This window comes from Cellulomonas carbonis (assembly GCF_014636275.1).
GTDB classification, from domain to species: domain Bacteria; phylum Actinomycetota; class Actinomycetes; order Actinomycetales; family Cellulomonadaceae; genus Actinotalea; species Actinotalea carbonis.
Genome location: NZ_BMEB01000013.1, coordinates 1 through 15,298, shown reverse-complemented (window position 1 = coordinate 15,298; position 15,298 = coordinate 1). Strand labels below are relative to the sequence as shown.

Genomic DNA, 15,298 nt, shown 5'->3' with positions numbered 1-15,298 from the left:
CGGTCGCCTCACACCCGTGGAGTTCGAGACCATCATGACCACTCAGGTCGCACTCGCCGCCTGAGACCGACTGTCACCTACTCGTGCAGCAGACCCCCCCGAGCAAGCCCAGAGCCACGGATTGCAGCGCCCGGGACGCTGCCGAAACCTGGGTGAGGACGTCGATGCAGTACTTGTCCTCCTCGACCATGCGGGCGATGCCCCGGACCTGACCCTCGATGCGACGCAACCGGATGAGCAGGTCCTGCTTGGAGTCGGTGTCAGTCATCAGACCCTCCTGCCGAAGGTCCCCGGGGCGCCACTGCTGTCAGATTTGGTGGCACCCCGGGTCTCGACCTAGCTAGGGAGCCACCGCGGTGGCGAAGCGGGTGGGGTCAGCGCGGAAGCTGTCCGCGCAGTGGTCGGAGCAGAAGTGGTAGGCCTGCCCCTCGTGCTGGGTGTTGCCGGCTGCTGAGGCGGGGTCGATCCTCATCCCGCAGACGGGGTCGGTGACCTCGTGGGCCTTGTCGGACATCGCGTACTCCGTTCCGTCGTGATCGCCGTGCCCTATCTCCACCACCGGGTCGGTGGCGGCGACCTGGACGACCTCGGGCAGGGGCCGTGGGGTGAAGGTGCGCAGGCGGTTGGCGTTGGCGACCACGGACAGCGAGGACAAGGCCATAGCGGCCGCGGCGATGATCGGGCTGAGCATCCAGCCGAACGCGGGGTACAGCACTCCTGCGGCGATCGGGATGCCGATCGCGTTGTACATGAACGCGAAGACCAGGTTCTGCCGGATGTTGCGCATGGTGGCACGCGAGAGGTCCACCGCCGTGACCAACCCGGAGAGCGCCCCGGAGATCAGGGTGATGTCTGAGGACTCGATGGCCACGTCGGTGCCGGTCCCGATCGCCGATCCGACATCGGCCTGGGCGAGGGCTGGCGCATCGTTGATGCCGTCCCCGACCATCCCGACCACACGGCCCTCAGTCTGGAGCCGCTTGACCTCGGCCACCTTGTGCTCCGGCATGACCTCGGCCACGACGCGTCCGATGCCGACCTGACGGGCGATCGCCGCGGCGGTGGCCCGGTTGTCCCCGGTCATCATGATCACGTCGATGCCGCGCCTCTGCAGCGCTGCGATGGCGGCCGCCGAGCCCTCCTTGAGGGTGTCGGCCACGCTCATCACGCCGGCGAACCGCCCGTCGACGACCACGAACATCGCCGTCTTGCCGTCGGCGGCGAGCCGGTCGGCGTCGCGGGTTTGGGTAGCGACGCCGACGCTGTCCAGCAGGCGCCGGTTCCCGACGAGAACCTCACGGCCCTGGACCACGGCGCGCACGCCTTGACCGGTCACGGAGCCGAAGGCGCTGGCCTCCGGCAGCTGGATCCCGCTGTTGCGCGCGCCGGCCACGATCGCCGCGGCCAAGGGGTGCTCGGAGGAGCTCTCGACCGCCGCGACCAGGGCGAGAAGCTCGACGTCGGTCAACCCGTCTGCGGGCAGCACGTCGGTCAGCGCCGGGGTTCCCTTTGTGATCGTGCCGGTCTTGTCCAGCACGACGGTGTCGAGCTTGTGGGCGGCCTCCAGGGCCTCGGCCGAGCGGATAAGGATGCCCGCTGTGGCGCCCTTGCCGGTGCCGACGGTGATCGACAGCGGTGTGGCCAGCCCCAGGGCACAGGGGCAGGCGATGATGAGCACCGACACGGCCGCAACGAGTGCGAAGATCGAGGCTGGCGGTGGGCCCACCAACGCCCAGATCACGAGCGTCCAGATCGCAATGCCGATGACCGCCGGGACGAAGTAGCTGGACACCCGGTCCACCAGGCGCTGGATCGGTGCCTTGGAGCCCTGCGCCTGCCGCACGAGCTGGATGATCTGCGCCAGCATCGTGTCCGCACCGACCCTCGTGGCGGTGTACCGGAACGACCCGGTCTGGTTGATGGTGGCCCCGATGACAGGGTCACCTGGGCCCTTGGTCACCGCGATCGGCTCACCGGTCACCATGGACTCGTCGACCGCGGAGGCCCCCTGCACCACCTCCCCGTCCACGGGCAGCTTTTCCCCAGGTCGGACGACCACCACGTCACCGACGAGAACCTCGTCGATCGGCACCTCGAGCTCCTCGCCCTCGCGGATCACTCGCGCGGTGTGCGGCTGCAGGCCGATCAGGGTGCGGATCGCCTCCCCGGTGCCGGCCTTGGCCCTGGTCTCCAGCAACCGACCCAGCAGGATCAGCGTGATGATGACCCCGACCGCCTCGTAGTACACCTCCTGGGTCTCCTCCGGCAGCAGACCAGGGGTGAACGTCACCGCCAGGCTGTAGCCGAAGGCCGCGATCGTGCCAAGGGTGATCAGAGAGTTCATGTCCGCGGTGCGGTGCGACAGCGCCAGCCAACCGGTCCTGTGAATCGGCCACCCGGTGTAGAGCATGACCGGGGCAATGAGCACCAGCTGCATCCACGGGTTCAACAGAACCTCGGGAACCCACCTGGCAGCGAAGAGCTCCATCGCCATGACCGCGGTCAGAACGGGCAGCGTCAGTACCGTTCCCAGAACCACCCGTCGTCGCAGGTCCGCGATCTCCGCGGCCCGCTCCCGCTCCTCAGCGTCCCCGTCGTCGGTCCCACCGGACAACGGCCCGGCCGGGCGCGCCGACTCATCTCCGGCCGGACGGGGCGCGGTGGTGCCGCCGTCGAGGGCGTCTCCGTGGCCGGTCGGGCGCTCACCGAGCGCAACCGCACCACCAGCGGTCGACTGCCCAGACGCGCCTTCCACGACCCGCACCCGGCCATGCAGCATGTTCATCCCACACGCGAAGCCGTACTCCCCCGGCACGGTGGGCGTGAACTCCACGGCGGTCGTGGCGTTCGCGGGCAGACTCTGATTGATCTTGAACTCTGGGAACACCACTCGGGACGAGCAGTCACCGGTCTCCTGCCGGTCGAACACCAGGCGCACCGGAACCCCGGCCACGACCTCGACGAGGTCAGGACTGTAGCCCCCACGCACGGTGACCACGGCCTGCTGCAACCCGTCGGCGACGTCGGCGCGACGAGACTCCTTCGGACCGAAGAAGTACCACCAGAACAACCCCGTGAGGACCACGCCACCAAGAACAACTGACAGCTCGGAACCACTCATCTCGACACCTCCGCAGACACGGTCGAATCCGGAGCGGTCAAGGAGAACCCGGCGTCCTCGACCGCTGCCTGCACGGCCCGCCGCTGAGGGGTCGAGCCGGCGAGGACAACCAGGCGCGACGCCCCACCGACGACCAGCTCGACCCCGACCGACCGCACGCCGGCCAATGCACGAACCCGCTCCATCAACAGGGCCAGGCAGGCACTGCACGTCAGGCCCCACACCCTGTAGCTCTTCCGTCTCACAGCACGACCTCCAATACCCCGGGTGGGTATGTCATCGAGGTAACGCTCCCCATGTGTTGGATGCACGACGAACGGATGAAGGTCCGATGAAGACATCGGGTCGCTGTCCCCATACCTGGCGCCGGGGATCGCGGCGATGAAGTCCAGGGTGCCCAGGTAGGCGATCTGCTCACGCTGAGCCCGCGGGCGTGGTCATAGTCGAAGTCCTCCGGCGCCTTGCGACCGGGGACCGGGCGGCGCGGACGCGCCCTTCGCCGCCGTGGGCCTCGCGGGGGGGCGACCTCGCGTTGCAGCACGGCGGCGAGGAATCGGCCGCTGGCCCCACCGGCGCGTTCAGCCACCGGCCGCCGTGGACGGACAGAGCGCGGTTCCCCCCTTCGTCCAACACTGCGCGTGACGGCGGGCCGGTCCTCGCCACCACCCCTGGCGATGTGCTGCGCCCTCATGGACAGCACTGCTCAACACGGAACTGGCATTGGACACTGCTGGCATGCTCGCCGTCCGGAATGCACCGCCCTCTGTTGCGCAGCCCCGGGTCACCCGCGCCAGGGATGTCGTTGTCGTGCTCGCAGGGCTCACCATCTCCGCGGTCGTGCTCACGGGTCGCTCCCCGGCGGTCACCGGTGGGTGGACCGAGGACGGCGGGGAGGCGGGGTACGTCTCTGGTGATGGCACCGTCGCCACCTGGGAGGCAGAAGAGCGGGGTGAACCGGTGCGCCTGGTGGGCGAGGACTTCGCCAGCGCCGACGTGGACACTGGCACGTGGGTCGGTGACGTCGTGGTGATCAACACCTGGTACGCGGCATGCCCATCGTGCCGTGTGGAGTCCCCGGACCTGGTCGCCGCCGCGCAGGACTACGCCGCCCAGGGGGTCCACTTCGTCGGTCTGAACGGGACCGACGACGCCGGCGCCGCGCAGCCGTTCGAACGGAACTTCGAGATCCCCTACCCGAGCATCGCCGACACGGACGGGACCGCGATCGCCGCCCTACAGGGCCGTGTTCCGGTCGAGGCCGTTCCGACCACGGTGGTCCTGGACCGGCAGGGCCGGGTGATGTCGCGCATCATCGGCCGCCTGGACCCGAGCACCCTGCGCGAGCTCATCGACGCAGTGCTGGTGGAGAGCGCGTGACCGCTGGATTCTGGGAGGACCTGGCCCGCGCCTTCCAGGAGACCGCGTTCGCCGGGCCGATGCTCCTGGCGGTCCCCGTGGCGATTCTCGCCGGGATGGTCTCCTTCGCCTCACCGTGTGTCATCCCGCTGCTACCCGGGTACTTCGCGTTCGTCTCCGGGATGACCGGTGCGTCCACAGGGGAACGGTCCAAGGCGGTCCTGCTGACAGGGGTGGGCCTGTTCGTCCTGGGGTTCTCCGCAGTGTTCGTGCTGCTCGGGGTCGCCTTCGGTGCCCTGGGCGTCGCGGTCCGACCATGGATGGCCGTGATCATGCCCGTGATGGGCGCCGTCGTGGTGCTGATGGGCCTGTCCTTCCTGGGCTGGATCCCCGGGCTGCAGCGCGAGCGGCGCATGCACCTCGCCCCCCGCCGGGGCCTGCTCGGCGCACCCCTGCTCGGCATCGTCTTCGGGCTGGGCTGGGCGCCCTGCATCGGACCGACCCTGGCGACCGTCCTGTCTCTGTCGCTGAACGAGGCCAGCGCCTCACGGGGTGCGTTCCTGGCCGGCGCCTACGCCACCGGGCTCAGGGTCCCGTTCCTGCTGATCGCCCTCGGCGCACACCGCTCCACGAAGGCAGTGACCATCCTGCGCGAGCACCGGGTCGCGATCATGCGCACCGGTGGAGCGATGCTGGTCCTCATCGGCCTCGCCCTGATGACCGGGCTGTGGACCACCTGGACCCAGAGCCTCCAAGGATTCATCGGAGGATTCGTCACCGTCATCTGACCACTACGGATCACGAAGCCCTGCCGAACGAAACGGATCACCCACTGCCATGCCGCCCACCACGACGACCCGCCGCCCCGCCCGCGTGACCCTGTCCACCGCTGTACTGGGACTGGTCCTGACGAGCTGCTCAGCAACCACGCACACCGGGACCAACCAGACCGGCAGCCCGGCACAGACCACGGCGGGCGAAGGTCTTCCCAGCGACCACGTCCACGGCGTCGCCTTCAACCCCGCCGACGACAAGGTCTACCTGGCAACTCACGACGGCCTGTTCCGCTACGACGAGACCGGCCCGGTCCGCGTCGGCCCCGTCATCGACCTGATGGGCTTCACCTCCGCCGGCCCTGACCACTTCTATGCCTCAGGCCACCCCGGTCCCGGCGTGGACATGGCCAACCCCGTCGGGCTGATCGAGTCCACCGATGCCGGCCAGACGTGGTCGACTCTCTCCCGCGAAGGACAGACCGACTTCCACACGCTCACCGCATCCACCGCTGGGGTGACCGGCTTCGACGGGACCGCGGTGCTGAGCACCGCAGACGGGCAAGCCTGGACCACCCTGGAACCCCAGGTCGCCACTTTCGCCCTGGCAGCCTCACCGGACGGAACAACCCTGCTCGTCACGAGCCAGTCCGGTCCCGCACGCTCCACCGACGCCGGCACCACCTGGGACGTCGACACCGATGCGCCCCTGCTGCAGCTCGCGTTCTTCACCGACGACCAGACGGTCGTCGGGGTCGCACCCGACGGCGGCGTCTTCCTCAGCACCGACGCGGCGGCAACCTGGGAACTGCGCGGCAGCGTCGAACAGGCACCCCAAGCCGTCACCGCCCGCACCCGGCCCGAGGGTGAGCTCGAGATCCTCGTCGTCACCGAACGCGGCCTACGACGATCCATCGACAGCGGAACGACGTTCACCGACGGCGAGCAGGACCGGTGAGTGGAGCCGACGAGGACTCCCACAACGAGGACCAGGACGCTGGCAAGGGCGGCCACAGCCACGGCCCCGACCAGGCTCGGCCGCGGCGGAGCACGTGCAGCCACTGACCCGACGGCCGTACACATGGTCGTTGAGGCTATCGGTCGTCTGATCTCGAGCAGCCTCGCCCTGCTCTCCGGTGCTCGGACTGGCGTTGGCCGCGATCCAGCAGGACCCAGACCCCTGGGGTTCTAGTCGGTTGGGCAGGTGCGCTCGGCCGAGGCAGGGAACTCCGGGACCTGACGCGCCTCGGCTTGCTCCGCCGTGGTCGCCGGACCGTTGCGCTCGATGTCCTGGATCAGCCAGTCCATCTCGTCGATCTCGCGGCGCTGCGCCTCGCTGATCTCCACCGCGAGCTCGCACACCCGCACGTCATCGATCTGCGCCCGCTCGGAGCGCGTGATCGCCAGGGAGTGGTGCGGGATCATCGCGCTCATCCACGACTGGTCCTGGACCGTGACCTGGCTGCGGTCCAGGATCACGCCGGCACCCAGCAGCAGGACGCTCGCGACGACGACCGCGACGTTCGCCTTGGTGCTCTTGTACATGTTCAGCATCCAGGCGAACATCACCAGGCCCATGGCCCCACCCATGGTCAGCGCCATGAAGAGCCGGGACTCACTCCAGCGCACGTGGTCCCACTGGTAGGTGCCGACATACATCGTGGCGTACATGACGACCATCCCGGTGAGGATCATCGCCGCGAATCGCAGGTACATCAACCGCGTGTGGCGCTGCTGTTCGTGCGCTTCCTGCTGCTGGTTCTGCTCGACCTGTCCGTCCTCGTCCGTGTGCATGAATCCCGTCCTTTGTTGTGATCTGAGCCGGCCACGCGGCGCACGCGCCACCGGGCGCGCGCCCCCGCCGCGTGCGCTCAGAGTGCGTTCAGCAGATCGGTGCAGGCTGCCTCGCAGGCGCGGCACACGTCTGCACAGACGCGGCAGTGCTCATGCATGCCTGCATGCTGGGAGCACTCGTCCCCGCATGCGCGGCAGGCGGCGATACAGGCCTCCAGGTGAGCACGGGTGAGGATCGCGTCATAACCGGTGTGCCGGGACAGGATGCGCGCGGTGGCCCCGCAGCTGTCCGCGCAGTCCAGGTTCGTGCGGATGCACTTGCGCAGATCGGCGACCATTTCCTCGCTCAGGCACGCGTCCGCGCAGGCGGTGCATGCCTGTGAGCACTCTACGAGCGCGTCGACCACGCGCGCCAGGAGCCGGCGGTCCAGATTGATCTCGGCAGGGTAGGTGTCGATCATCTCGGTCGTCTTCATCATGTGCTCCTCGCATTGGTCGGGCGGCGGACGTGATGCCGCAGAGGGTTCTTCGACGCTATGTACGCGCTCGGCGGGCCGCACGCCGAGGAGACCTTGTTCCGATGAAGGTTCGATGAAGTGACCGCGGGGTCCGCTGTTCCGCAGCGTGGCCCCCGGCCCGGTGTTGCTCGCGTCCGCGACGCCTTTCCTCATCTCGTCGTTCATCGTCAGACCTCTGACCCGTGGCGCGGATGGGCGACCCGTGACGGTGGACTCACCGGCGCACGAGGCGCACCACAAGTAGCGTCCAGACAGCAGGGGACGCGACACCCAGGGCCGACCGGCTGGACGTTACCGCCCGCCTCGCTCGCGAAACCGGCGGAACACGGTGGTGCCCAGAAGCATCAGGGCGAGGGTGTCGATGATCCGGCCTGGCCAGGCACCAAGGAGGTCCGCCAGGGTGAGGGTCGTGCGGAGGGGAACTTCCTCGACCATCTGGTCGCTGGTGAACAACGCCGTGCGATCGAGAACCGCCCCATCCGGCGCGATCACGGCGCTGACGCCCACGGTCGAGACCTGGACGGTCGCCCGACCATGCTCCACGGCGCGGAAACGCGACATCGCCAGTTGCTGGGTCGACTCCTGCGTCAGACCGAAGGAGGCGTTGTTGGTCGGGATGATGATGAGCTCGCCGCCGGCGACGACGGACTCGCGGATGAGGTCCCCGTATGCGACCTCGAAGCAGATCGCCGTGGCGATCCTGACCGGCCGACCGAGCGCGGTGATCGGCACGTCGAGCACACCCGTCTCACCCCCGGCGGCCATGTCGGTCCCGACCCGGTCGACATCGGGTGAGAGGCGTCGGAAGAAGTCCCGGTAGGGGATGTACTCCCCGAACGGCACGGGCCGTTGCTTGCTGTACGCGTCAGCGCCACGGGAGCCAGGTGTCCACACGAGATAGTCGTTGTACCGGACGCTGTCGGCGAACCGCTGGGTGCCGAGCAGGATGGGGACACCCGCGTCGCGGGCGACCCCGTCGATGGCGCTCGCGAGCTCGTCGTCCGTGCGAGGGTCGACGTCCGAGGCGCTCTCCGGCCACACGACGAGGTCCAGGGCTCCCACGGCGGCGTCCCGCAGCAGCGCGCGGGTGCCCCCCACGTGGTTCGCGGCCACCGCCCGTGCCTGGGAGGCCGCGTCGGCGCCGCGAGTGGGGACGTTACCTTGGACCGCGCCCACGACCAGGGTCCCGGACTGCGCCGTGGTGGGCGTTGGCAGGAGTGACGGGGCGAACGTGAGGACGACGGCGGTCAGCAGTGGGATCGCGATCCGACCGGCCGGGGCGCGGCCCATCCATCGCGTCACACCGACGGCGAGGAGCGCGCCGATCGCGGCAGTGACCGCGCTGACCACGGTCGTGCCACCGACCGCCGCGAGCGGCATCAACGGAGCATCGGTCTGGGAGAACGCCAGCAGTCCCCAGGGGAAGCCCCCGAACGGCACCCGCCCTCGCAGCTGCTCGACCGCTGTCCACAGGATCGCCACGACGGCGACCTGCGCCAAGTCATGCCGGGCCACGAACCGCGTACGGCGCACCGCGACCCATGCCGCACCGAAGAGCCCCACGGCGGTCGACTGCAGGGCGGCAAGGGCGATCCACCCGATGGGAGCTCCCACGGCCGCGTCGGCCCACCACAGGTGGGGCAGGAAGAACCCGAGTCCGAACGCCGCAGCAGCGATGAAGCCGCGCGGGATCGAGTTGCGCCGCAGGGCGAGGACCAGCAGCGCCATGCCCACGTACGCCATGGGCCACCAGGACTTGCTCGGGAACGCGGTCTCGGTGACCAGGCCGCCCAGAGCCGCTGTGCACGGAGCCGCCCATGGCGGGAGGGCCCGCCACGGGCGGCTCGGAGCGACCGGGGGTACCGGCCAGGCGCGACGCCGCTCAGTGCTGCTGGTGCTCAAGGGCCCCGTCGCGGTCCCTCACGTCGGTGTCCGGCCGGCCCTGCGTATCACCGTGACCGCCGTGGCCCGCGTGACCGCGGCTCATCATCCACATCATGCCGACCATCATGAGGGGGCAGACCAGTAGAAGCGCCCACACGCCCGCGTTTCCCACGTCGACGCCCGCGATCAGGAGTGCGGCGAAGATGACGCCTCCCCCGATGAGCATGTGCTTTGAATGGCCCTTCATGGTCTTCCTCCCGATGTTGTTGCCGCGGCCTGCGCCGCGAGCTCCTCCCGGACCGCCCGGTAGGTCGCCGGATCGATCTCGCCGGCGGCAAGGCGCGCGTCCAGGATCGAGCGTGCGTCCGTCGCAGGCGGTGCCGGGAAAAGACGACTGACACCCCATACGACGGCCACGACGACCACGACCCAGAAAGCAATCATGGACAGCCACCCGCCGGCGCCCATCTGACCGCACCAAGGACCCATCGCCGTCTCCACCTGGTCTCGAGGCGCCGGGTTGGCACCTGCGGTCAGCCTCGCCGACTCGGATCAAGAACCCGCACCTGTCCCGTGAAGACTTGCTGAAGGTCGAAGGTGGGTGCCTCGTCAGCTTCCGGGCGAACAACCCTTCACCGTGCTCAAACCGACTCCCAAGCATCAAGGACGTCGGCCTACCAGTCGGCCCCGCGCGCGACTTCGGCGGTGCTGGTGTGCATGGTCTCTACCCCACGGCGCCTTCATCGAACCTTCATCGTCCGTCGTCGGGATCGCGGTTGTGCGTGAGGCAGGCTGGAGACCATCCCGGCCCGTTCGAGATCATCACCGAGGGATCACCGTCCCGCCGCTGACACGAGGAGCCCAACATCGATGACGTACGCACGCCGCGTACCCCGTGCTGCCACCGCGACCGCTGCCTCCCTGTTGACCCTGACGCTGGCGGCATGTGGCACCGCAACGGTGGATGAGGGCGCACCGACGGCGCCGTCCCCGGCGCCTGGAGCTCAGGACGCCGTGACCGCCGAGGCCTTCAACGGCGCCGATACCGAGTTCGCCGAGATGATGATCGTGCACCACGAGGGTGCGATCGAGATGGCTGAGCTCGCGATCGAGAATGCGGACTCCGACGAAGTCCGTTCCCTCGGCCATCGCATCGCCGCCGCGCGAGGCCCGGAGATCGACATGCTCACGGGTTGGCTCGGTGCATGGGGTCAGGAGCTGCCGGGCGAAATGGACATGGGCGGTATGGACGACGGTGCGATGCAGATGGACACGATGGATCAGGAGACGGTGATGGCCGAGCTCTCCGGGCTGTCGGGCAGCGACTTCGACCGCCGGTTCCTCGAGTTGATGATCGAGCATCACCGCGGTGCCATCGAGATGGCCGAAAATTACCGAGGGGAGGGCGAGGACCTTGAAGCGCTCCGCCTCTCCGGTTCGATCATCGACGCTCAGATGGCGGAGAGCACAGAGATGGGGAACCTGCTGCGGGCTCTGTGAATGGTCCCTTGGGTGCGGCCCTCTGCTGCTCGGCGCTCCGATGCGCACTGTTCGTCATCGAGGCTTGATCAACCTGTCCGGTGATCCTTCATCGGGCAGAGGAACGCTGGAGGTGTCCGCAGCAAGGGACCCGCACGGGAGTGGCACGGACGGACCCCACCGGCGGCGACTCTACCGTGCGGCCTGTCCTCTCCCCGCCCTCTAGATAGAGATCCAGACCTACGGTCTCTGCAAGGCGTTCGCCGCGGTCGTGGGCGCGCTGCTCTTGGGTCGCGCCTTCGAACGCCGCGGCTTCGGCAAGGACGACGCCCACGGCCCCGGGGCTGTGGGCGACGCTCGTCGGTTTCACCTCCGCGAAGGTCTACTGCATCGCCGAGCAGCTGCCTGACATCACCGCCCACGATTTCGCCGGCACCGAGTTCACCTGTCGCGGCGGATTCCTGTGCGGTGTCGCAGGCGCGCTGGTCGTCGCTCGGCGCAACAGCCTGCCCGTCGCTGAGGGCGCGGGCCTCGCGACCGTGCTGCTGACAGGTGATGGTTGCTGCCAGCCTCAAGGTGCGATGCCCCGACGGGCACGGGGACACCCTCGACGCGAACGGTGAGGAGCTGCATCCTCTACGTGCAGGCCCGCGGTGGTCTGCATCGGGACGGTGGCTCGCCTGCGTACCGGCCGCACGCTGCGCGCGCTACCGCTACCGCTACCACTACCGCAACCGACCTGGGCACCGGTGTGCGCGACCGCGTTCGCGATCCCCGAACGCGGCACAGGGACCTCCTCGGGCGGATGGAAGAACTACTGCCTCAGTGTGCGTCGCCGACCCCGTCGTCCGTGGCCTGCCGGGCTCCGACGGCACACCTCCGACCCCAGCCGGGTCGAAGCAATCACGGCGAACGCGCCCGGCGCGTCCGGCGACTGTGCCGCATCCACCGCGCCGCTAGCCTCACGAGTACTAGGCCGTCAAGCTCATGGTTGGCGGCCAAGGCGATAGCGAACTCGGACGGCGACGAGCGCGTGGTCACCCACCGACCGCCGGAGGTGACCGGAAGCCGCTCCGGGGTCGACCTGCCGAGGCTACTGAGTGACGAACTCGGTGATGTAGAGGCTCATCACCTGGCCGTCGTAGGACTCTTGCACGCGAGCCGCCAGCAGATCCTTGAGCACCTGTCTGCCTTCAGGGCTGGTGACCTCCTCAAGCGTGCGCCCAGAGAACACGTCGATGGCGATGTCCAACGCCCTCGCTGGCTCCAGGTCCTCTTCCACCTCGGCGGTCAGTTGCAGGGCGAAGCCCAGGCGGAGGTAGCGGCCGTCCGCGAGGTTCAGGTTGATCGGCTCGACGGGGAGGATCTCGCCGGGCATCGGAGGCGCCTCCTCGGTGGTCGAAGACAGTGCGGGGCGTGCCACGAACCAGTACCCGGTGCCCCCGGTGAGGGTGATCACCAGGGCGAGGGCGAGTATCCTCCGCCTGCGGGGGCCGGTGGGCGCGGCCGAGGGTCGGGACTGCTCGGCGGCACCTTCGGTGTGCGGGGGCCGCGCCCCGATCTTCGGCTTTTCTGCAATGATCCGTTGCTCCATTGGTGTGTGCCCCTTCGGCCGGCGGCGCGGTGCCGCCGTGTACCGGGAGAGATCGGCCGGGGCCGCGTTACCACCAGCACTTCCCGATGAAGGTTCGATGAAGCCCATGGGGCCTGTTGCACGGATAGGTGACACCTTGACCTGCCCCACGGTTCGCTTACCGGTGAAGGGCCGGTAGTTGGGCTTCTCGAGGGCGAAGGTCTGGACGTGCGAATGCCGTACCCGACCGAGTTCCGCACCCGTGTCTCGTGATCGATCCAGTGGAGGCTCGGAGTGACGCGTCGACGGTATTCAGGGCGGGGTGGTGCCGGTAGTGGTTGGTCTCGTGCTCGGCGGGGTGTGTCCGGCCGAGCGCCGGGAACTGTCGTGCGCGGACCCTTGGCGTGGGTGATCCCGCGCGGCCCTGCCGCGCACATCAGCCTGTGTACCGTACGACGCGCGACCCGGTGGCCCTGACGGATCAGCGCGGCATGGATCCTGTCGATCCCGCAGATGCGGAGTTCTTCTGTGTGCACCTTCCGGATCAGCGTGGTCGTCGCGGCGTCACGGACAGACCTCGCCGACGGCGGGCGGGCCTTGGCGGCATAGAAGGTGCTCCGGGCGACCTGCAGGACCTCGCAGAGCGGCTCGACCCCAAGACGGTCCTTGTGCTGGTCGATGTAACCGACGATCACTTCCGTCAGCGGTCGAGCCCCGCCGCGGCGAAAGACGCCGACGCCGTCCGCAGGATCTCGTTCGCCCGCCGGAGCTCTCGGTTCTCCCGCTCCGGCTCGGCGATCGGCGATCGGCGCGCGTCCTCGCTGCTCCACCCTGGCCGGTCGTCGGTGTCGAGCTCGGCCTGGGTGACCGAGTTCGCGCATGGTCTCGGTGTTGATCCCCAACTGCTGGGCGACCCGGGCCAGCGCTCCCGGCCGCGTGGCTGATTCACGGCGGGCCTCCACGCGCCATCCGCGTCGCACGCTTCCGGAGCTTATCGGGTACTTGCGCATTCCCGTCGGCGGCACCGGCACCCGCGGGCCTGGGCGTCAACGTTGATCGATTCATCATTCGACCTCGATCATTCTTACCTGATTGGTCGTTCAACGTATCGCTGTGAACACTGCGACGAGGATCATCCGCCGGCGGGCGGCACGGCGCGCATGGGCCCTCGTGGCCGCAGTGGCAGTCGCCGCTGCCGGACCCCTGGCAGCAAGTGGCGAACCGGCTCAGGCGGCAGGTGACAGCGCCGATTCCGCGAGCCCGTTGCGGGAGCAGCAGCGCTCCGTCGAAGAAGCCCTCGTCGACGTTGATGAACTGCTCGAGGACACGGACGCGGAGGTCGTCACCGCTTTCGCGGAGCTGCAGGAGCTGAAGGCCGAGCTGCCGCTAGCCCGCGATGCGGAGCGTCGTGCCCAGCTCGAGCACCAGGACATGCAACGTCAACTCGCAGCAGTGCTCGACCGGCTGCGGGTTGCCGAGGACCAGCAGGGTTTGCTCAGCCGGCAGATCCGGACCGACACCGCACGCGTCGTAGACCTGCGCACCTCTCTGGGGCGCACCGCACGCGAGGCCTACAAGGGCGATACCACGGCCCGGGCACTGGCGCTTGTTCTGCGGGCCGGGGACCGCGGGCAGTTCGAGGACGCCACCCAGCTGTTGTCCCTAGTCGGACGGGTGCAGGCCGCCGACCTCCGCGAGCTCAGCCAGGTGACTGCCGCTAACCAGCGCCGCCAGGACCGACTGACCGCCGTGCAGGAGGAGATCACACGCCTCAAGGTCGACCTTGAGCGGCGCACCTTCGACGCCGAAGCTGCCCGCCGTGACGCTGAACGCCGCCGCAGCGACCTGGAGGCGCTGGTTGGCGCGCAGCAGAGCCGGGTGGAGGTGATCGAGCGACGCCGTGAGGACCACCTGCGCCAACGCGCGCAGTACGAGACTCAACGCTCGGCCCTGCAGGTTCAGATCGACGCAGTAGTCGCCGCCGATCGAGCTGAGGCGGCCCGGGCGCAAGCGGCACGAGACCAAGCCGCGCGCGAAGACCGGGCCCCTGCCAGCCCCGCGGCACCCGTGTCACCGTCGACCGGCCCTAGCGCGCCGGGGACGCCGCCCGCTACGGGCCGCACTGGGTTGCTGGGCTCGCCGAGCCCAATGAACAACCCCGTGATCACCTCCCCCTACGGGTGGCGCATCCACCCGGTGTACGGGTATCGCAAACTGCACACGGGAACGGACTTCCGTGCCTACTGCGGCACACCGATCATCGCCGCAGAGAGCGGCACGGTGCAGTGGGCCAAGTCCGTCGGGGGTTTCGGCAACCAGGTGATGCTCAATCACGGGGTCCTGGCCGGCAGCTTGGTGCTGACCAGTTACAACCACCTGTCGCGGTTCGCGGTGGCCACCGGAGAGTCGGTGCGCCGGGGCGAGATCATCGGCTATTCCGGGACCACAGGCACCTCCACGGCGTGCCACCTGCACTTCGAGGCCTACGTCGACGGGCGAACTGTGGATCCTCAGACCCTGCTGTGATACGTCTCGGCCCGCACGTCCGGCTGTGAGGAGATCCCCAGCGGACGCGACTGAACCGCCCCGGGTTCAGTGAAGGCTCTTGGTGTGTCCCGGGTTCCGTGGAGCCGGGTTGCTGGACGCTAGGCCACGGTGATCGGTTGTCTCGTCTCGAACTCTAGGGGCGTGAGCCAGCCCAGTGCGGAGTGCCGGCGCTGGCGGTTGTGGAAGATCTCGAGGTACTCGAAGATCGCGTTCGCCAGCTCCAACCGGGTGCGCCAGCGCTGGCGGTCCAGGA

At 68.9% G+C, this 15,298-nt stretch carries 15 protein-coding genes, 1 pseudogene and 1 other annotated feature; of the genes and pseudogenes, 6 read left to right on the top strand and 10 right to left on the bottom strand.

The features are described from left to right. Positions 1–100 precede the first annotated feature (100 nt). Positions 101–268, bottom strand: a pseudogene (locus IEV86_RS17370) (metal-sensitive transcriptional regulator); the annotation flags it as partial. A 72-nt stretch (positions 269–340) separates the two neighbouring features. Further along, entirely contained in the window at positions 341–3,121 is a 2,781-nt protein-coding gene (locus IEV86_RS17365) for a heavy metal translocating P-type ATPase (protein WP_043607673.1), read from the bottom strand. Positions 3,122–3,856: 735 nt separating this feature from the next. Between IEV86_RS17365 and IEV86_RS17360 the strand changes: the two genes are divergently transcribed. From IEV86_RS17360 to IEV86_RS17350, 3 genes are read left to right on the top strand one after another with little or no spacing between them, the layout of a single operon-like run. Next, the gene (locus IEV86_RS17360) at positions 3,857–4,498 is read left to right on the top strand and encodes a TlpA family protein disulfide reductase (RefSeq protein WP_081978799.1); all 642 of its coding nucleotides are present in this window, start codon (positions 3,857–3,859) and stop codon (positions 4,496–4,498) included. After that, positions 4,495–5,265 carry a cytochrome c biogenesis CcdA family protein gene (locus IEV86_RS17355; RefSeq protein ID WP_043607671.1) on the top strand — a complete coding sequence of 257 codons (771 nt, stop codon included), beginning with the start codon at positions 4,495–4,497 and terminating at the stop codon, positions 5,263–5,265. The genes IEV86_RS17360 and IEV86_RS17355 overlap by 4 nt, the downstream gene beginning before the upstream one ends. A gap of 49 nt (positions 5,266–5,314) precedes the next feature. After that, positions 5,315–6,208, top strand: a complete 894-nt coding sequence (locus IEV86_RS17350; protein ID WP_043607670.1) for a F510_1955 family glycosylhydrolase — start codon at positions 5,315–5,317, stop codon at positions 6,206–6,208. Between the two features lie 230 nt (positions 6,209–6,438). On the opposite strand, the gene IEV86_RS17345 is transcribed toward IEV86_RS17350, so the two are convergent. From IEV86_RS17345 to IEV86_RS17325, 5 genes are all read right to left on the bottom strand, one after another. After that, entirely contained in the window at positions 6,439–7,044 is a 606-nt protein-coding gene (locus IEV86_RS17345; RefSeq protein WP_202595179.1) for a DUF305 domain-containing protein, read from the bottom strand. A 77-nt stretch (positions 7,045–7,121) separates the two neighbouring features. Beyond that, a complete protein-coding gene (locus IEV86_RS17340) occupies positions 7,122–7,520 on the bottom strand; it encodes a four-helix bundle copper-binding protein (protein WP_081978803.1) in 399 nt (132 codons plus the stop codon). 333 nt (positions 7,521–7,853) lie between these two features. Then, positions 7,854–9,464 carry an apolipoprotein N-acyltransferase gene (gene lnt / locus IEV86_RS17335; protein ID WP_268235246.1) on the bottom strand — a complete coding sequence of 537 codons (1,611 nt, stop codon included), beginning with the start codon at positions 9,462–9,464 and terminating at the stop codon, positions 7,854–7,856. Continuing rightward, positions 9,445–9,693: a hypothetical protein gene (locus tag IEV86_RS17330; protein WP_152605688.1), complete on the bottom strand. Its 249-nt coding sequence runs from the start codon at positions 9,691–9,693 to the stop codon at positions 9,445–9,447. The genes lnt and IEV86_RS17330 overlap by 20 nt, the downstream gene beginning before the upstream one ends. Beyond that, the gene (locus IEV86_RS17325; RefSeq protein WP_229734721.1) at positions 9,690–9,947 is read right to left on the bottom strand and encodes a hypothetical protein; all 258 of its coding nucleotides are present in this window, start codon (positions 9,945–9,947) and stop codon (positions 9,690–9,692) included. The genes IEV86_RS17330 and IEV86_RS17325 overlap by 4 nt, the downstream gene beginning before the upstream one ends. A gap of 369 nt (positions 9,948–10,316) precedes the next feature. Here IEV86_RS17325 and IEV86_RS17320 point away from each other — a divergent pair, with 369 nt between their 5' ends. Further along, on the top strand, positions 10,317–10,946 hold the full coding sequence (locus IEV86_RS17320; RefSeq protein WP_043607665.1) for a DUF305 domain-containing protein: 630 nt from the start codon (positions 10,317–10,319) through the stop codon (positions 10,944–10,946). A 1,072-nt stretch (positions 10,947–12,018) separates the two neighbouring features. Here IEV86_RS17320 and IEV86_RS18265 read toward each other — a convergent pair. Next, positions 12,019–12,303 carry a flagellar basal body-associated FliL family protein gene (locus IEV86_RS18265; protein WP_369009114.1) on the bottom strand — a complete coding sequence of 95 codons (285 nt, stop codon included), beginning with the start codon at positions 12,301–12,303 and terminating at the stop codon, positions 12,019–12,021. A gap of 77 nt (positions 12,304–12,380) precedes the next feature. Next, entirely contained in the window at positions 12,381–13,034 is a 654-nt protein-coding gene (locus tag IEV86_RS18260; protein ID WP_369009113.1) for an IS3 family transposase, read from the bottom strand. Here IEV86_RS18260 and IEV86_RS18045 point away from each other — a divergent pair. Next, the gene (locus tag IEV86_RS18045) at positions 12,942–13,442 is read left to right on the top strand and encodes a hypothetical protein (protein WP_229734720.1); all 501 of its coding nucleotides are present in this window, start codon (positions 12,942–12,944) and stop codon (positions 13,440–13,442) included. The genes IEV86_RS18260 and IEV86_RS18045 overlap by 93 nt on opposite strands. After that, positions 13,116–13,232, bottom strand: a sequence feature (AL1L pseudoknot). Its footprint overlaps the gene before it by 117 nt. A gap of 169 nt (positions 13,443–13,611) precedes the next feature. Further along, the gene (locus IEV86_RS17305; protein ID WP_152605687.1) at positions 13,612–15,024 is read left to right on the top strand and encodes a M23 family metallopeptidase; all 1,413 of its coding nucleotides are present in this window, start codon (positions 13,612–13,614) and stop codon (positions 15,022–15,024) included. 119 nt (positions 15,025–15,143) lie between these two features. On the opposite strand, the gene IEV86_RS17300 is transcribed toward IEV86_RS17305, so the two are convergent. After that, positions 15,144–15,296 carry an IS3 family transposase gene (locus IEV86_RS17300; protein WP_438820996.1) on the bottom strand — a complete coding sequence of 51 codons (153 nt, stop codon included), beginning with the start codon at positions 15,294–15,296 and terminating at the stop codon, positions 15,144–15,146. Positions 15,297–15,298: the final 2 nt, after the last annotated feature.